General features: G+C 66.2%; 14 protein-coding genes. 10 read left to right on the top strand and 4 right to left on the bottom strand.

What is annotated here, in order from left to right; genetic code table 11:
* The first annotated feature begins 37 nt into the window (after nt 1-37).
* The 9 genes from ASD55_RS04240 to ASD55_RS04200 all read left to right on the top strand — a co-directional run bounded on the left by ASD55_RS04240 (nt 38) and on the right by ASD55_RS04200 (nt 9,218).
* The gene (locus ASD55_RS04240) at nt 38-634 is read left to right on the top strand and encodes a hypothetical protein (RefSeq protein WP_056763938.1); all 597 of its coding nucleotides are present in this window, start codon (nt 38-40) and stop codon (nt 632-634) included.
* Between the two features lie 9 nt (nt 635-643).
* Entirely contained in the window at nt 644-1,216 is a 573-nt protein-coding gene (locus tag ASD55_RS04235) for a cob(I)yrinic acid a,c-diamide adenosyltransferase (protein WP_056716804.1), read from the top strand.
* An 8-nt stretch (nt 1,217-1,224) separates the two neighbouring features.
* A complete protein-coding gene (locus ASD55_RS04230) occupies nt 1,225-2,145 on the top strand; it encodes a histone deacetylase family protein (protein WP_056716807.1) in 921 nt (306 codons plus the stop codon).
* A gap of 127 nt (nt 2,146-2,272) precedes the next feature.
* Nucleotides 2,273-4,687, top strand: coding sequence for an LPS assembly protein LptD (gene lptD, locus ASD55_RS04225; protein WP_056763936.1), 2,415 nt, complete (start codon nt 2,273-2,275; stop codon nt 4,685-4,687).
* Between the two features lie 33 nt (nt 4,688-4,720).
* Nucleotides 4,721-6,058 (top strand): peptidylprolyl isomerase, encoded by a 1,338-nt coding sequence (locus ASD55_RS04220; RefSeq protein WP_056763934.1) that lies wholly within the window; start codon nt 4,721-4,723, stop codon nt 6,056-6,058.
* 15 nt (nt 6,059-6,073) lie between these two features.
* Nucleotides 6,074-7,123, top strand: coding sequence for a 4-hydroxythreonine-4-phosphate dehydrogenase PdxA (pdxA, locus tag ASD55_RS04215; RefSeq protein WP_056764479.1), 1,050 nt, complete (start codon nt 6,074-6,076; stop codon nt 7,121-7,123).
* Complete coding sequence (rsmA, locus tag ASD55_RS04210; RefSeq protein ID WP_056763933.1) at nt 7,123-7,911, top strand: 16S rRNA (adenine(1518)-N(6)/adenine(1519)-N(6))-dimethyltransferase RsmA; 789 nt, start codon at nt 7,123-7,125, stop codon at nt 7,909-7,911. Before pdxA ends, rsmA begins: the two co-directional genes overlap by 1 nt.
* 56 nt (nt 7,912-7,967) lie before the next feature.
* Entirely contained in the window at nt 7,968-8,351 is a 384-nt protein-coding gene (apaG, locus tag ASD55_RS04205; RefSeq protein ID WP_007809417.1) for a Co2+/Mg2+ efflux protein ApaG, read from the top strand.
* 15 nt (nt 8,352-8,366) lie between these two features.
* Nucleotides 8,367-9,218, top strand: coding sequence for a symmetrical bis(5'-nucleosyl)-tetraphosphatase (locus ASD55_RS04200; protein WP_056763931.1), 852 nt, complete (start codon nt 8,367-8,369; stop codon nt 9,216-9,218).
* Nucleotides 9,219-9,288: 70 nt separating this feature from the next.
* Here ASD55_RS04200 and secA read toward each other — a convergent pair whose 3' ends face one another.
* Together secA and ASD55_RS04190 are read right to left on the bottom strand one after the other, a co-directional pair.
* Entirely contained in the window at nt 9,289-12,024 is a 2,736-nt protein-coding gene (secA, locus tag ASD55_RS04195; protein ID WP_056763930.1) for a preprotein translocase subunit SecA, read from the bottom strand.
* Between the two features lie 192 nt (nt 12,025-12,216).
* Nucleotides 12,217-13,146: a M23 family metallopeptidase gene (locus ASD55_RS04190; protein ID WP_056763928.1), complete on the bottom strand. Its 930-nt coding sequence runs from the start codon at nt 13,144-13,146 to the stop codon at nt 12,217-12,219.
* A 27-nt stretch (nt 13,147-13,173) separates the two neighbouring features.
* On the opposite strand from ASD55_RS04190, the gene ASD55_RS04185 reads away from it, so the two are divergent.
* Complete coding sequence (locus ASD55_RS04185; protein WP_056716817.1) at nt 13,174-13,656, top strand: DUF721 domain-containing protein; 483 nt, start codon at nt 13,174-13,176, stop codon at nt 13,654-13,656.
* Nucleotides 13,657-13,836: 180 nt separating this feature from the next.
* Here the strand turns inward: ASD55_RS04185 and lpxC are convergent, their stop codons facing one another.
* Entirely contained in the window at nt 13,837-14,751 is a 915-nt protein-coding gene (lpxC, locus tag ASD55_RS04180) for a UDP-3-O-acyl-N-acetylglucosamine deacetylase (protein ID WP_056716819.1), read from the bottom strand.
* Between the two features lie 474 nt (nt 14,752-15,225).
* Entirely contained in the window at nt 15,226-16,419 is a 1,194-nt protein-coding gene (gene ftsZ / locus ASD55_RS04175) for a cell division protein FtsZ (RefSeq protein ID WP_056763926.1), read from the bottom strand.
* Between the last annotated feature and the right edge of the window lie 22 nt (nt 16,420-16,441).

Genomic DNA, 16,441 nt, shown 5'->3' with positions numbered 1-16,441 from the left:
ACTAGCGGTCTGTCCAGTCGCCTACACGGAGTCCCCCATGGCCAAGACGCAGAACCAACGCATCGGCATCTTCCTGCTGCTGGCCCTGGTGATGGTGGCTACCCGCCTGCATCATTTCGGCGCGCTGCCCGACGCCTCGTGGGGCGTCTTCTTCCTGGCCGGTTTCTGGCTGCGCGGCTCCGCCCGCTGGGCCTTCCCGCTGCTGATCGCCACCGCGGTACTGGTCGACTTTTTCGCGATCACCAGCAGCGGGCTCGATTTCTGGAGCCACTACTGCGTATCGCCGGCGTACTGGTTCATGCCGGTGTATTTCGCCGCGCTGTGGATGGGCGGCAGCTGGCTGGCCCGCCACCAGTCCGGCCTGAGCCTGACCACGCTCGGCCTGGCCGCGGTGTCGCTGATGGTCAGCGAAACGCTTTGCTACCTGATTTCCAACGGCAGCTTCTATTGGCTCAGCCACAGCGTGCCGCTGCCGCGCAGCTTCGGCAGCTGGTTCGCCAACCTGGGCGACTGGGACCTGCCGTTCCTGGCCACCACCGCCTTGTATGTCGGCATCGGTGCCGTGCTGCACGTGGGCGTGACGCTGCTGGCGCGCACGCTGCGCCAGTCGGACCGGACCGGCCTGAGCCACTGATCTCCCCGCATGGGCAACCGTCTTTCGAAGATCTACACCCGCACCGGCGATGACGGCTCCACCGGCCTCGGCGACGGTTCGCGGGTCGGCAAGGATTCGCAGCGGGTCACCGCCTACGGCACGGTGGACGAACTCAACAGCACGATCGGCATGCTGCTGGCCGCCGAAGGCGTCACCGACGAGGTGCGCGAGGCGCTGACCCAGGTGCAGCACGACCTGTTCGATCTGGGTGGCGAGTTGTGCATTCCCGGCATGGCGATGGTCGAGGACAGCGACATCAGCCGGCTGGAGTCGATCCTGGATGAACTCAACGAACCGCTGCCGCCGCTGAAGGAATTCATCCTGCCCGGCGGCGGCATGGCCGCGGCCTGCGGCCATCTGGCGCGCACGGTGTGCCGCCGCGCCGAGCGCGAGGTGATCGCGCTGGCCCGGGTGGAAGAGGTCCGCAGCCAGCCGCAGCGCTACCTGAACCGGCTGTCCGACCTGCTGTTCGTGATCTCGCGCGTGCTGGCGCGTGCCAGCGGCCACGGCGAAGTGCTGTGGCAGCACGAGCGTCGGCGCAAGCCCAAGCCGTCCGCCTGAATTGCCGCATGCTGCGGCTGTACACGCACCCCGCCTGCCTGCAGCACGACCCCGGCCCGGGCCACGTCGAGCGGCCGTCGCGGCTGCGCGCGGTGTTGCAGGCGCTGGACCATGACCGCTTCGCCGCGCTCGATCGCATCGAGGCACCGCCGGTCACCCGTGAACAGCTGCTGCGCGTGCATGGTGCCGCCCACGTCGCGGAAATCCTGGCCGGCCCGCCGCCCGGCGAAATGCTGGCGCTGGACCAGGACACGGTGATGGGCGCCGGCTCGACCGAGGCCGCGTTGCGCGCGGCCGGCGCGGTGGTGGCGGCGGTCGACGCTGTGCTGGGCGGCACGACCCGGCGCGCGTTCTGCGCGGTGCGCCCGCCGGGCCATCACGCTACCGCCGACCGCTCGATGGGCTTCTGCCTGTTCAACAACATCGCGGTGGGCGCGGCCCACGCGCTGGCCGCGCACAAGCTGAAACGGGTGGCGATCGCCGATTTCGACGTGCACCACGGCAACGGCAGCCAGGACATCTTCGAGCGCGAGCCGCGCGTGCTGTTCGCCTCCAGCCACCAGTCGCCGCTGTATCCGGACAGTGGTTACGAGGACGAGCGCGGCGTCGGCAACATCGTCAACGGCACGCTTTCGCCCGGCGCCGGCTCGCACGAATTCCGCGAACTGTGGGACGGCGTGCTGCTGCCACGACTGCATGCGTTCAAGCCGCAGTTGGTGCTGATCTCGGCCGGCTTCGACGCCCATCGCAACGATCCGCTGGCCGACATCCGGCTGGGCAGCGAGGACTATGCCTGGATCACCGAGCGACTGGTCGCGCTGGCCGACACGCATGCCGGCGGGCGGCTGGTTTCCTCGCTGGAAGGCGGCTATGACCTGGCGGCGCTGGCTGCCAGCAGCAGTGCACACGTCGCAGCGCTGATGGATTGAAAGCCTCCACCATCCCGATGGCCGACCTTCACACGCTGAATCCCGACCGCTTCCGGCAACGTCAGCATCTGCCGCCGAGGGGGGCTTTCTGTTAGCTTAACGAGCCTTCGAAGCCGGCAGATTTCCCGTGACGCGCAAGCTACCTCCACGCCGCCTGTTGGCGGTTGCCGCCGCACTCGCCCTGATCGGCGGTCAGGCCGACGCCAGCAGCAGCCAGAGCCCGGCCACCAGCGATGCATCCGGAGCGGCCGACCTGGCCTGTCCGCTGGGCTCGTTCCACTGCGCCCCGCGTCCGCTCAACTACGCGATGTGCCGCCCGAATGCCCTGCTGGAGTTCTACGACCCCAGCCTGATGCGGGACAGCAGCCTGCGCGACACCAGCCCGACCCAGGTGCAGGCACGTCACGTGGACAGCTCCAACCAGTCGGTCTACCACCTGAGCGGCGACGTGCGGCTGGAGCGCGCCGACCAGTTGTTGCGCGCCGACCGCATCGACTACAACAACGGCAGCACCGATTACGACGCGAACGGCAACGTGCGCTATCAGGACGCGGGACAGCTGCTGGCCGCCTCGCACATGCGCGGCAACACCGAGGCCAGCCACGGCGTCGCCAACGACGTGCGCTACCAGATGCTCGACGCGCGCGGCAACGGTACCGCCAGCCAGGGCCAGATGCTGGACGCGCAGCACACGCGCTATTCGCAGGCCACCTATTCCACCTGCGACGTGGGTCATCACGTGTGGGAATTCCGCGCCAAGTCGATCACCATCGACAAGGTCAACGGCGTCGGCGTGGCGCGCAACGCCACCATGCGCGTGGGCAAGGTGCCGTTCCTATATCTGCCGTATTTCAGCTTTCCGATCGATGACCGGCGCAAGAGCGGCTTCCTGTATCCGACCATCGGCCACAGCGGACGCTCCGGCTACGAAATCAGCACGCCGTACTACCTCAACCTGGCGCCGAACTACGACGCCACGCTCGACCCGCGCTACTACAGCTCGCGGGGCGCGATGCTGGGTGGCGAGTTCCGCTACCTGGTGCCCGGCAGCACCGGCCAGCTCAACGCGCAGTACGTGCCCAGGGATCACGGCGAGAGCGACGGGCTGGCCGACACCCGGGGTGATTCACGCTATCTGGTGCAGTTCTCCGATCGCACGCAATTGTGGAAGGGCTGGCAGTTCGTCAGCTCGTACAACCACGCCTCGGACGCCAGCTACCTGTATGACTTCGGCGACAGCCTGAGTCACAGCGCGATCTATACACTGTCCTCCAACGCCGCCCTGGTGGGTTCCGGCAAGTGGTGGGACGCCTCGGTCGGCGGCACGATCTACCAGAACGTCAATCCGTTCATCACCGACCGTGGCCTGCCGTACCGGCAACTACCCTACGCCCGTTTCAGCATGGACGTGCCGCTGTCGCGCTGGCTGGAGCTCGGCCTGGACAGCGAGGCAGTCGCCTTCCGCAAGACCGGTTATGTCGAGGGCCAGCGCGAGGATCTCTATCCCTATCTCGCTGCCGACTTCGGCAGCTCGGCCTGGTTCGTGCGGCCGAAGGTGGCCTGGCGCTACACCGCCTACCAGCTCGACGGCGATTACCAGGATTACGGTTATGCCGGCCTGCTGGGCAGCGGCGTCGGCACGCCGTTCACCGACAAGTCGCCGAGCCGCTCGCTGCCGGTGGTCAGTCTGGACTCGGGGCTGGTGTTCGATCGGGCTGCCTCGCTGTTCGGCAACAGCTATACGCAGACCCTGGAGCCGCGGCTGTACTACCTGTACGTGCCGTATCGCAACCAGGACAACCTGCCGCTGTTCAACACCAACGCGATGACGTTCGACTACTGGCAGCTGTTCTCGCCGAACCGCTTCTCCGGTGCCGACCGGCAGATGGATGCGAACAACCTCACCGCGGCCCTCACCACGCGCCTGCTCGACGAGGGCGGCGTGGAGCGGCTGTCCGCCAGTCTTGGCCAGATCCACTACTTCAGCCCGCAACGGGTACAGCTGCCGAATGGCCAGAACAGCGTGGTGCCCCCCACCGACTGGACCCGCTCGGACTACGTGGCCCAGCTCGACATCCGCCTGAATGACCGCTGGCGCCTCGCCAGCTCGTACCAGTGGAGCCCGAACAGCCGGCTCACCGACATGGGGGTGCTGGAACTGCAGCGCCGGATCGGCACGGACGGCATCTTCAACTTCTCCTACCGCTACCGTCGCGGGCTGCTGGAACAATACAACGCCTCCGTGGTCTACCCGGTGTCCGAGCGCTGGCGGCTGGTGGGCGCGTGGACGTATTCGGTGAAGGATCGCCAGAGCATCGACGCGCTGGCCGGCGTGGAATACGACAGCTGCTGCGTGTCGCTGCGCCTGGTCGGGCGCAGCTACGTCAACCAGGCGTATTACGGTTTTGGCCCGATCGCGACGGCCGGCAGGCTCGATCGGCGGGACAACGCGGTGATGTTCGAAGTGGTGTTCAAGGGCCTGGGTTCCACCGGTGGCCAGATCGACCCCCTGCTGCGCCGTGATATTCTCGGCTATCAATAAACACAATCGCTGCGGCGACCAGGCTTTCCACTGATGAAGCAAACCTTCGCATCCCTCCTGCTCGCGCTTGCGATCATCCTGCCCGCTCACGCCCAGTTGCTGACCCCGGGAGCCCCGGCCAGCGAGCCGCTGGACCGGATCGTGGCCGTCGTCAACGACGACGTGATCCTGCAGAGCCAGCTGAACGACGCCGTGCTCTCGGTGCAGCAGCAGTATGCCGGCCACACCGAGCAACTGCCGCCGATGAACGTGCTGCAGCAGCAGGTGCTCAACCGGCTGGTGCTGATGCGGCTGCAGATCCAGAAAGCACAGGATCAGGGCATTCGCGTGTCCGACGCCGACATCGACCAGGCCATTCAGGGCGTGGCGCAGCAGAACAATCTCAGCATCGACCAGTTGCGTACCGAGGTCGAACGCAGCGGCAGCAGCTTCGCGGCCTTCCGCGAGCAGATCGGCGACCAGATCACCGTGCAGCGACTGCACCAGAACGTGGTGCAGGACGCGGTCACGATCAGCGACAGCGAGATCGACAACCTGCTCAGCAGCCCGACCTACAAGTCCGGCGAAGTGCACTTGGCGCATATCCAGATCAGCATTCCGGCCGGCGGTGACGCCGCGGCCATCCAGGCCAGCCAGGCCAAGGCCGGGGCGGCACTGGCCGCGATCAAGGGCGGCATGGATTTCAACGCAGCTGCGATCCGTTATTCCGACGCATCGGACGCGCTGGAGGGCGGCGACCTTGGCTGGCGCCGGCTGGACGAGATTCCGCCCGCGTTTGCCGATTCCATCGCCACGATGAAGCCGGGTGACGTCAGTCCCGCCCTGCGCGGCCCGACCGGCTTCCACATCCTCAAGCTCGTTGGTCAGCGCGACAGCAGCCGCAAGATGGTCACCGAACTGCATGCCCGGCAGATCCTGATCCGCCCCAGCGAGCTGGTGACGCCGGAGCAGGCCGAGCAGAAGGCCCGCGACCTGTACCAGCGCATCGTCGACAAGCACGAGGACTTCGCCACCCTGGCAAAGGAATACTCGAAGGACGATACGTCGGCCAACGTCGGCGGCGACATGGGCTGGTTCCCCAAGGAGGCCTGGGGCAAGACCATCGCCAACCAGCTGGACCAGTTGAAAGACAACGAAGTGTCCAAGCCGTTCCAGAGCCAGGCTGGCTGGCACATCCTGCAGAAACTGGGTGAGCGCCAAAGCGACCAGACCGTACAGCTCGCCCGCGACCAGGCACGCCAGGCGATCGGTACCCGCAAGTCCGAGCAGACATACGAAGACTATCTGCGTGACCTGCGTTCCAACGCCTACATCAACGTGCTGGTACCCGAGCTGCGCAGCGCGGACGACCAGTCCGCCAAGTCGCCGTAAGCGCAGTTGGACGCCGTGCCGTTGCCCCGGCTCGCGGTCACCGCCGGAGAGCCGGCAGGCATCGGCCCCGAACTGCTGATCCGGCTGGCCGCCACGTCCCTGCCGGCCAACCTCGTCGCCATCACCGACAGCAGCCTGCTGCGGCGTGCGGCCTTGCGCTGCGCGGTCCCGATCACGCTGATCGATGACGATGGTTCGGACGCCACCGAACGCCAACCCGGCACATTGCGCGTGCGGCATGTGCCGCTGGCGGTCGACGAAGTGCCGGGTCGACCCGATCCACGCAACGCCCGCCACGTGCTGGACACGCTTGGCGAAGCGGCAGACGGCTGCATGGCGGGGCGCTATGCCGCCGTGGTCACCGCGCCGCTGCAGAAGGCCTCGATCAACGACGCCGGCATCCGCTTCAGCGGACACACCGAGTTCTTTGCCGAGCGCGCCCAGGCCGACGTGGTGATGATGCTGGCCAGCCCGGAACTGCGGGTGGCGCTGGCAACCACCCATCTGCCGCTGGCGGCCGTGCCTGCCGCGATCACGCCGGCCACGCTCACCCGCACGCTGCGCATCGTGCATGCGGAGTTGCAGACGAAATTCGGCCTGGCCTCGCCGCGCATCGCCGTGCTCGGCCTCAACCCGCATGCGGGCGAAGCCGGCCACCTCGGCCACGAGGAGATCGACACGCTGATCCCCGTGATCGACGCCTTGCGCCGCGAAGGCATGCGACTGATCGGGCCGCTGCCGGCCGACACCGCGTTCGTGCCGGCGCAACGCCAGGGCTATGACGCGGTGCTGGCGATGTATCACGACCAGGCGCTGCCGGTGCTGAAGAGCGAAGCGTTCGACCGCACTGTCAACCTCACCCTCGGCCTGCCGTTCATCCGCACCTCCGTCGACCACGGCACCGCGCTGGATCTGGCCGGCAGCGGCAGGGCCGACCCGTCCAGCCTGATCGCCGCGGCGAAGATGGCGATGGAACTGGTGGCGCGCAGCGCCGCTCGTCCCTCCGCTTCCCCGCGTGGCGAAGAGCGCGGCGAGGGGCCACTTTCCCCGGAAGCATCCGCCTGATGAACGCGCGCCCCAAGAAAAGCTTCGGCCAGCACTTCCTGCACGACGGTCGCTATATCGATCGCATCGTCAGCGCGATCAAGCCGCGCGCCGAGGATTTCGTGGTCGAGATCGGGCCGGGCGAGGGAGCGCTGACCCTGCCGTTGCTCGCCGCTGCCCGCAGGCTTACCGCGATCGAACTGGACACCGACCTGATCCCCGGCCTGCAGGCCCGCGCCGCCAGCGCGGGTGAATTGCACATCGTCCATGCCGACGTGCTCAAGGTGGACTTCACCGCGATGGCGCACAGCCACGGCGTCTCCCGTCTGCGCATCGCCGGCAACCTGCCCTACTACATCTCCAGCCCGATCCTGTTCCACTGCGTGGAACATGCCGCCGCCATCCAGGACATGCACTTCATGCTGCAGAAGGAAGTGGTCGACCGCATGGCGGCCGAGCCCGGCAGCAAGACGTATGGACGACTGTCGGTGATGCTGCAGCTGGTGTGCCGCGTGGAGCCGTTGTTCGAGGTGCCGCCGGAAGCGTTCCGGCCGCCACCGAAGGTGGACTCGGCGGTGGTACGCCTGCTGCCGCTGCCTGCGGAAGAGCTGCACGATGCGCGACCCGAACACGTCTACAGCGTGGTCAAGGCGGCGTTCGGACAACGCCGCAAGACCTTGTCCAATGCCCTGGCGCAGTTGCTCGATGCCGATGCGATCCGCCGCGCCGACGTCGATCCGCGCGCCCGCGCCGAGACGCTGGCGCCGGCGGATTTCGTGCGCCTGGCCAAGGTCTACGGCGATCGCTGATCGACTCACCCGAGGCAACGCCACCCAATCACGGCGGCAGGCCGTACAATCGCGACATGACTGAAAAACCTTCCTACACGATCGACGTGCAGGTCCAGACCCGCTTTGTTCCGGACCAGTCCAAGCCGGGTGACAATCGCTACGTTTTCGCCTACACCATCACCCTGCGCAATGCCGGCGCGATGCCGGCACGCCTGCTCGCCCGACGCTGGATGATCACCGACGCCAACGGCAAGGTCGAGGAAGTCAGCGGTGAAGGCGTGGTCGGTGAACAGCCGTGGATGCGCCCGGGCGACGATTTCGAATACACCTCCGGCGCGGTGCTGGAAACGCCGGTGGGCACCATGGGCGGCAGCTACCAGATGCTCGCCGACGACGGCACGGAATTCGAGGCGCCGATCCCGACTTTCACCCTGTCCATTCCGCGTACGCTGCATTGATGGTCAAGGACTGACATGGCGACGTACGCAATCGGCGACGTGCAGGGCTGCTATCCCGAATTGCAACGCCTGCTGGAAAAGCTGCGCTTCGATCCGGCGCAGGACCAACTGTGGTTCTGCGGCGACCTGGTCAACCGCGGCGGGCAGTCGCTGGACACGCTGCGGCTGATTCACGGCCTGCGCGAGTCCAGCATCATCACCCTGGGCAACCACGACCTCAGCCTGCTGGCGATCTCGCAGCGCCGCCCGGACGCGCAGGCGCGGGTCAATCCCGAGTTGCGCGAAGTGCTGTTCGCCGACGACGCGCCCGTACTGTTCGAATGGCTGCGCTCGCAGAAGCTGGTGCACCACGATGAACGGCTCAACTGGACCATGGTGCATGCCGGGCTGGCCCCGATGTGGACCTTGCGCCAGGCATTGCGGGCCGCCCAGGACGTGGAGCGCGAACTGTCCAGCCCGCGTCACCCGCGCCTGCTGCGCAACCTGTTCGGCAATCGGCCGGCGGTGTGGTCGGCGCGCCTGCAGGGACTGGATCGCCAGCGCGCCACCATCAACACCACCACCCGGATGCGCTATTGCGACGTCAACGGCCGCATCGACTTCGATGCCAAGGGCGTTCCCGGCACGCAGAAGCCGGGCCTGTATCCTTGGTTCTCGGTGCCCGGCATGCGCAAGCGCGATACCCGCATCGTCTGCGGTCACTGGTCGGCACTGGGTCGCTTCGCCGGACTGGGCGTGCACGCGATCGACACCGGCTGCGTCTGGGGCGGACAACTCACCGCGCTGCAGCTGGACGGCGACGAACCCCGCTACATCACGGTCGACGCGGAACCGCACCGGAAGCGCCCACCCGGCGGCGAGGACTGATTCGCGACCGCCTCCAGCCAAGAAAAAACCCCGCCGCGGCGGGGTTTTTCATGGGGACTGTCGCGGCAGCTCAGGCGAGCTGGCCGTGGCAGTGCTTGTACTTCTTGCCCGAGCCACAGGGGCAGGGTTCGTTGCGACCGACCTTGGGGCCATCCGCCTGCGGCGCCATGCGGATTCCGGCACCGACGGCGGAATCGTCAGCAGAGTCGCCGCCGAAGGCACCGGCCGGCGGCGCGCCGCCGCCCGTGGCCAGCATCTGCTGCTGCAGGCGGTCAGCCAGACGCTGCTGCTCGGCCTCCATCGCCGCCACTTCCTCCTCGCTGCGGATACGGATGCGCGCCAGCATCTGGATCACTTCGCCCTTGATCCGTTCGAGCATGCCGGAGAACAGCTTGAACGACTCGCGCTTGAACGCCTGCTTCGGGTCCTGCTGCGCGTAGCCCACCAAGTAGATGCCCTGGCGCAGGTAATCCATGCTGGCCAGGTGATCCTTCCAGGCGTTGTCCACCACGGTCAGCATGATGTGCTTCTCGAGCTGGCGCATGGTTTCGGCACCGATCTGCGCTTCCTTGGCCTGGAACAGCTCGTTCACCGCGCCACGGACGTGCTCGAGGATCATCTTCGCGTCAACCTCGTGCTGCTGCTCGATCCACGACTTCAGGTCGAGCGACAGGCCCAGTTCGCTTTCCAGCTCGCGATCCAGCCCAGCCAGGTCCCACTGGTCGTCGATGCTCTCGTCCGGCACGTAGGCACGCACCATCGACTGCACCACGTCCTCGCGGATGTCGGCAACGGTCGCCTGCACTTCCTCGCCATCCAGCAACTCGTCGCGCTGGCGATAGATCACCTTGCGCTGGTCGTTGGCGACGTCGTCGAATTCCAGCAGGTGCTTGCGGATGTCGAAGTTGTGTTGCTCGACCTTGCGCTGCGCCTTCTCGATCTGCCGGCTGATCATGCGATCTTCCAGCGCGTCGTCGTCCTTCATGCCGAAGCGCTTCATCCAGCGCACCAGGCCTTCGCCGCCGAAGATGCGCAGCAGGTTGTCTTCCAGCGACAGGTAGAAGCGAGAGGAACCCGGGTCGCCCTGGCGGCCGGAACGGCCACGCAGCTGGTTGTCGATGCGCCGCGATTCGTGGCGTTCGGTGCCGATGATGTGCAAGCCGCCGGCGGCGAGCACCTGCTCGTGCAGCTTCTTCCATTCGGCCTTGACGCGGGCACGATCGACTTCGCTGGCGCCTTCCGGCAAGCCCGCCAGCGCAGCCTCGAGGCTGCCGCCAAGCACGATGTCGGTACCGCGACCGGCCATGTTGGTGGCGATGGTGACCTGCCCCGGCGCACCGGCCTGAGCCACGATGTGCGCTTCGCGCTCGTGCTGCTTGGCGTTCAGCACTTCGTGCGTCACGCCGGCCTTGTTGAGCAGCCCGGACAGCAGCTCGGACACCTCGATCGAGGTGGTGCCGACCAGTACCGGCTGGCCGCGCTTGTGGCAATCCTTGATGTCCTCGATCACCGAGTTGTACTTCGGCGTCTGCGACAGGAAGATCATGTCCGGGTTATCCTTGCGGATCATCGGCTTGTGGGTGGGGATCACCACCACCTCCAGGCCGTAGATGCTCTGGAACTCGAACGCCTCGGTGTCGGCCGTGCCGGTCATGCCGGCCAGCTTCTTGTACATGCGGAACAGGTTCTGGAACGTCACCGTGGCCAGCGTCTGGTTCTCGCGCTGGATCGGCACGCCTTCCTTCGCCTCGACCGCCTGGTGCAGGCCGTCGGACCAGCGCCGGCCGGCCAGCGTACGGCCGGTGAATTCGTCGACGATGATCACCTCGCCGTCGCGCACGATGTAGTCCACGTCGCGCTGGTAGATGCCGTTGGCGCGCAGCGCGGCGTTGAGGTGGTGCACTACCGCCAGGTTCTTGGAGTCGTACAGGCCGCTGTCCTGGTCGATCACGCCGGCCGCGCGCAGCAGCTCGTCGGCGTGCTGCATGCCCTCTTCGGACAAGTGGACCTGCTTCTGCTTCTCGTCGACCCAATAGTCACCGCTGCCGTTCTCTTCGGCCTGCCGGATCATCTGCGGCACGATCCTGTTCACCGCCAGGTACAGCTGCGGGGAGTCCTCGGCCGGGCCGGAAATGATCAGCGGCGTGCGCGCCTCGTCGATCAGGATTGAGTCGACTTCGTCGACGATGGCGTAATGCAGGCCGCGCTGGTAGCGCTGCTCCTTGCTCAGCGCCATGTTGTCGCGCAGGTAGTCGAAACCGAATTCGTTGTTGGTGCCGTAGGTGATGTCGGCGCGGTAGGCGGCGTACTTGTCGGCGTGGTCCATGCCCGGATACACGACGTCCACGGCCAGGCCGAGGAAGTTGTACAGCTTGCCCATCTGGGCCGAGTCGCGCCGTGCCAGGTAGTCGTTGACGGTGACCACGTGCACGCCCATGCCGGCCAGCGCATTGAGGTACACCGGCAGCGTGCCGACCAGGGTCTTGCCTTCGCCGGTGCGCATCTCGGCGATCTTGCCCTGGTGCAGCACCATGCCGCCGATCATCTGCACGTCGTAATGGCGCATGCCCAGCGTGCGCTTGGCCGCCTCGCGCACCACCGCGAAAGCTTCCGGCAGCAGCTTGTCCAGCGATTCACCGGCGGCGACGCGCTGCTTGAACTCGTCGGTCTTGCCGCGGAGCTCGTCGTCGCTCAGTTTCTCGAACTCCGGCTCCAGCGCATTGATGCGGTTGACGCTCTTGGACATCTGGCGCAGCACGCGTTCGTTGCGGCTACCAAACAGGCTCGTCAGGGCACGATTGAACATCGATTTTCCGGGTTGGAGAGTTGAAACGCCCGCCACAGGCGCGGGCCAATCGGGCATGTTACTACATGCCCGCTCGGCACTGCCCGTCAGGCCGGACTGGAGGGGATGCGGGCAGCAGCGGATGCCGCACCCGCCATCCTGAATGGCGCCGGCGGGCGCCCGATTCAAGTGGCGGGAACCGCCGGAAAAGACTCAGCGGTGATTGCGCACGAAGGCCAGCGGGTTGACCACGCGGCCGTCGTACCAGACTTCGAAATGCACGTGCGAGCCGGTGGAGCGACCGGTGGAGCCGGCCCTGGCGATCACGTCGCCGACCTGCACGTGCTGGCCCGGACGGGCTTCCAGCGCGCTGTTGTGGGCGTAGCGGGTCATGTAGCCGTTGCCGTGGTCGATCTCGATCACCTTGCCATAGCCGCTGCGCACGCCGGCAAAGGTCACCATGCCTTCGGCCACGGTGTGCACGGCGGTACCCAGGGGCGTCGAGATGTCGATGCCGGTGTGTCGCGCCGAATGGCCATCGAACGGGTCGGCACGCACGCCGAAGTACGAGGAGATGTAGCCGGGCACCGGCATGCCGGTGGGTTTCAGATTCGATTCGATCTTGGCGTCCAGCAGCAGGCTCTGCAACGCCGACAACTGGGCCTGCTGGCGATCGAACTGGCCGGCCAGCTGGTTGATGCCGCTGTCCAGCGAGGGCGGCAGCGCGTATGCCGTGCCGCTGGCATCCTCGACACCACCCACCGCGGGTTGCTGGTCGAAGTTGAACTCGCCGCTGTCCAGCTTGCCGACCTCGGCCAGGCGTTCGCCCAGCGCGTTCAGGCGGGTCGACTGGGCCTGCAGCTGACCCAGCTTCACGGCCAGCGCGTCCAGCCCGCGTCGGGCGTCCTCGCGCACGGTGCCCAACTGGACCTTCTGTTGCCCGATCTCCTGCTGCAAGGCGTGGATCTCGGCCAACGAACGATCCCGCGGACTGGCCACCAGCAGGGCCAGCGCCACGCCGGCGCTCATGCAGGCCAGCACCGCCACCGAAGCCACGGCGAAGAGCTTCCAGCGCAGGCGCCGGTTCGCCAGGTCAAGGGTTTGCGGCAATTTCCGGGCACGTGATACGAGTATGATTTGCATGTCTTTCCAAGATCGATTTCCGGCACCATGCAACGCGTTACCCCGGCCACTTCCCGCCGCCGCGACAACGGACCGAAGTCACTTGTCGATTGCGGCTCCTTCGCGACCCTGGCCCAGAAGGCCGAGTCGCTGGAAGCGCTGGATCGCGCATTGCGCCAGACGTTGCCATCGCCGTTGCGCGAGCAGGTGAGATTCGCCAACCTGCGCCACGACCGCCTCGTCTTCCTGGCGTCTTCACCGGGCTGGGCATCGCGCCTGCGCTTGATGCAGACACAGATCCTTGCCGCCGCACATGCCATCGGCACGCGCGCCAGTTCAGTCACCGTGAAAGTGGTCCCCCAACCACCGGCCGCAACGCCACCGGATCGGTCAAAACCGCTTTCGCCTGCCGCCGCCGCCCACCTCGTGGCGGCCGCCGCGTCATTCACAGACCCCGAATTGCGGGCACTGTTCCTTGAGCTGGCGTCCTTCGCCGAAACCGCTGATTCCCCTGTTGCCGACGCGGACTGAAGTCGTCGTCCGTCAATTCGGTGTGAGGTTTATAGCATGCACTTTGTTAAGGAATAAGCCGGGATGTCGTCGGGGCGTGAAGCGGCCCGCGAATAAAATGTGACGCCCATCACAAAAAACGGCCGTGTCGCGAGACACGGCCATTCGTCTTGACAGGAGCGCCGCTGCCGCGGCGTCGGCTCAGATCGCTTGGGCGGGATGAGCGTAGGAGATCGGCGAGGTGGCCGGATCGTCCTGGTAGCTGACCTCTTCCCACGCCGAGGCATCGGCCATCAGCGTGCGCAGCAGCTTGTTGTTCAGCTCATGACCCGACTTGTGCGCGTGATACGCGCCGATCAGGCTGTGGCCGAGGAGGTACAGGTCGCCGATCGCATCGAGGATCTTGTGCTTGACGAACTCGTCCTCGTAACGCAGGCCGTCCTCGTTGAGCACGCGGTAATCGTCCAGCACCACGGCGTTGTCCATCGAGCCGCCCAGCGCCAGGTTGTGTTCGCGCAGCATCTCGATGTCGCGCATGAAGCCGAACGTGCGGGCGCGGCTCACTTCCTTGACGAAGGAGGTGGTGGAGAAGTCGATCTCGGCACGCGAGGTGCGCTGGCTGATGATCGGATGGTTGAAGTCGATCGAGAAGCCCACCTTGAAGCCTTCGAACGGCTCGAAGCTGGCCCACTTGTCGCCTTCCTGCACCTTCACCGGCTTCTTGATGCGGATGAAGCGCTTGGCCACATTCTGCTCTTCGATGCCGGCGGACTGCAGCAGGAACACGAAGGGACCGGCGCTGCCGTCCATGATCGGCACTTCCGGCGCGGACAGGTCGACATAGGCATTGTCGATGCCCAGTCCGGCCATCGCCGACAGCAGATGCTCGACCGTGGAGACGCGCACGTCGCCATTGACCAGGGTGGTCGACAGGCGGGTGTCGCCGACATGATCCTCGCGCGCGCGGATGTCGACCGGCGGATCGAGATCCGTTCGTCGAAACACGATGCCGGTATTGGGCGCTGCGGGACGCAAGGTCATGTAGACCTTGTCGCCGGTATGCAGGCCGACACCGGTCGCCCGGATGATGTTCTTGAGGGTACGCTGCTTGATCATTTTTGTTGGTACCTGTGTAGGCAGCAGCCAATCAGGGGCGGATGCTAACACAGTTTTAACCTGTGGTAAAAGCAAACCGTACCGTACAGTCTGATTATGCCTTCATGGTTCCTTCATCCCTGAAGCGACGGGTATCCATCTGATTTCCCGAGGAGAACGACGACGACACGACGCCCCGTGCCTGGGACGGGAATCCGGCACGGGACATCGGACCGGCCATCACGGCAAAGCCCTGGTGACAGGCCGTGCATCGTCCTGATGCACAGTCTTGTTGCGGTATCACGGCGCACTATCGGCAGCGTGCCCAGACCTGCGTGTACCGGCCGGGACACCCGGATCCGCCGCCCTGCCATCGGCAGGCGACGAGTCCGGTGAGTCCTGCAGTGACCGGCCCAACGCGGATTTGTTCAATACTTTCGCATCTCCCCGGACAGTTTGAACCTGTCGGAAGTCAGCCTGCCGGAAGTCACCTCTTCAGTCAGCCTGGCGGCGCAGGAACGCCGGAATGTCCAGGTAGTCGAAGCCGGGCTCGGCATGCTTCGCCGGTGCCGAGGATTCCGTCCTGCCCTGGTTCGAATGCACCACGTCCGGCTGGGCATAGTCGACCACCTCATTGCCGGTGCCGGTGCGCAGAACCACCGGGCGCGGACGCATCTGCACCTGCTGGCTGGTTTCCACCATGCGGATCGGCGGCTGCTGGCGCGAGGCCATCGCCCGGTTGAGGCCGGTGGCGACCACGGTGACACGCACGTCGTCCTTCATTTCCGGGTCGAGCGAGGTGCCCATCACCACGGTGGCGTCTTCGCTGGCGAAGTCGTGGATGATGCGGCCGATCTCGTCGAACTCGCGCATGGTGAGGTTCGGGCCGGCGGTGACGTTGACCAGGATGCCGCAGGCGCCGTTGAGGTTGACGTCTTCCAGCAGCGGGTTCTTGATCGCCGCCTCGGCCGCGGCCTGGGCGCGATCGTCGCCGCGGGCGGTGCCCGAGCCCATCATCGCCAGGCCCATCTCCGACATCACGGTGCGCACGTCGGCAAAGTCGACGTTGATCAGGCCCGGGGCCGTGATCAGGTCGGCGATGCCCTGCACGGCGCCCTGCAGCACGTCGTTGGCGGCCTTGAACGCATTGAGCAGGGTGACCTCGCGGCCGAGCACGCTGAGCAGCTTCTCGTTCGGCACGGTGATCAGCGAGTCGACGTGCTGGGACAGGTCCTCGATGCCCTTCAGGGCGACCTGCATGCGCCGGCGGCCCTCGAACGGGAACGGTTTGGTGACCACGGCCACGGTCAGGATGCCCTTCTCCTTGGCCAGCTGCGCCACCACCGGCGCGGCGCCGGTACCGGTGCCGCCGCCCATGCCGGCGGTGATGAACACCATGTCGGCGCCTTCCAGCATCGCCTCGATCCGTTCGCGATCCTCCAGCGCGGCCTGCCGGCCGACCTCGGGGTTCGCGCCGGCGCCGAGACCTTTGGTCACGTTGCCACCGAGCTGCAGGTGGGTACGCGAGCCGCAGCTGGTCATCGCCTGGGCGTCGGTGTTGGCGACGACGAAGTCGACGCCTTCGATGTTGGCGTTGAGCATGTGCGCCACGGCATTGCCACCGCCGCCGCCCACGCCGATCACCTTGATGACTGCATTGGGTGCGAGTTTATCGATCAGTTCAAACATTTCCCGTCCTCCGTAGAGTTGT

This window comes from Rhodanobacter sp. Root561 (assembly GCF_001427365.1).
Classification (GTDB): domain Bacteria; phylum Pseudomonadota; class Gammaproteobacteria; order Xanthomonadales; family Rhodanobacteraceae; genus Rhodanobacter.
The sequence above is the reverse complement of the archived record's forward strand: the minus strand, read 5'-3'. Positions and strand labels throughout refer to the sequence as shown.